This window comes from Mycobacterium sp. DHQP2018-32-09 (genome assembly GCF_058148405.1).
The window spans coordinates 1-387 of the sequence record NZ_JBYVYK010000204.1 but is presented as its reverse complement, the minus strand read 5'-3'; the positions used below and the strand labels follow the sequence as shown (position 1 = coordinate 387).

The window sequence follows — 387 nt, the reverse complement described above, 5'->3', positions numbered from 1 at the left end:
AAGACGTAGTGCTGCTGTCCGAACGTCCAAATGTTGTTCGACACCCAATACAGGATGATCGCGATCGGCAGGAACGGTCCACCGACCACCACGCCGAGCGGGAACACGTACAGCGCCAGCCGATTCATGATTTGGGTCTGCGGATTGGCCTGCGCCTCGGGGCTCTGCCGCGCGATCGATGCCCGGCTATTGAAGTACGTCGCGACACCCGCGACGATCATCAGCGGGATGGATACCCCGGCGACGGCAAGTCTGTTGAACTCGGTGAAGGCGTCCAGACCCGTCGTCTGAATCATGGTGGCACCCAATGGTGCACCGAACAGGTTCGCGTCCAAGAAGTTGGCCACGTCGTTGGCGCTGAAGAAGTAGTTTCCCGTCGCGCGGTTC

1 protein-coding gene is annotated in these 387 nt (G+C 60.5%); it reads right to left on the bottom strand.

Translation table 11 applies throughout. From position 1 onward, the window contains the following. Positions 1-387, bottom strand: a 387-nt coding sequence (locus AC30CM_RS27365) for a YidC/Oxa1 family membrane protein insertase (protein WP_490120033.1), incomplete at both ends; no start/stop codon positions are given.